This is a genomic window from Stutzerimonas sp. LR2, from assembly GCF_055755175.1.
The window spans coordinates 1-773 of the sequence record NZ_JBVTRR010000067.1 but is presented as its reverse complement, the minus strand read 5'-3'; the positions used below and the strand labels follow the sequence as shown (position 1 = coordinate 773).

At 53.4% G+C, this 773-nt stretch carries 2 rRNA genes; both read left to right on the top strand.

Annotated elements, in window-relative coordinates:
- A 23S ribosomal RNA gene (locus tag ACVRRC_RS22075) occupies positions 1-498 on the top strand; the annotation flags it as partial.
- 134 nt (positions 499-632) lie between these two features.
- Positions 633-748: ribosomal RNA gene (gene rrf, locus ACVRRC_RS22070) — 5S ribosomal RNA — on the top strand.
- The last annotated feature ends 25 nt before the right edge of the window (positions 749-773 follow it).

Genomic DNA, 773 nt, shown 5'->3' with positions numbered 1-773 from the left:
ATGGAAGGGCCATCGCTCAACGGATAAAAGGTACTCCGGGGATAACAGGCTGATACCGCCCAAGAGTTCATATCGACGGCGGTGTTTGGCACCTCGATGTCGGCTCATCACATCCTGGGGCTGAAGCCGGTCCCAAGGGTATGGCTGTTCGCCATTTAAAGTGGTACGCGAGCTGGGTTTAGAACGTCGTGAGACAGTTCGGTCCCTATCTGCCGTGGACGTTTGAGATTTGAGAGGGGCTGCTCCTAGTACGAGAGGACCGGAGTGGACGAACCTCTGGTGTTCCGGTTGTCACGCCAGTGGCATTGCCGGGTAGCTACGTTCGGAAGAGATAACCGCTGAAAGCATCTAAGCGGGAAACTTGCCTCAAGATGAGATCTCACTGGAGCCTTGAGCTCCCTAAAGGGCCGTCGAAGACTACGACGTTGATAGGTTGGGTGTGTAAGCGCTGTGAGGCGTTGAGCTAACCAATACTAATTGCCCGTGAGGCTTGACCATATAACACCCAAACAATTTGGCTGTTAGACGGTAAGTCGACAAACAGACCGAAAATCTGCACGAACACGCAATACCGATTCGATCACATACCCAATTCGCTGCAACGGCTAAACCCCGAGGCAGCAACCGAATTGCTTGACGACCATAGAGCGTTGGAACCACCTGATCCCATTCCGAACTCAGAAGTGAAACGATGCATCGCCGATGGTAGTGTGGGGTTTCCCCATGTGAGAGTAGGTCATCGTCAAGCTCCTACACCAAACCCCCGATCCGCG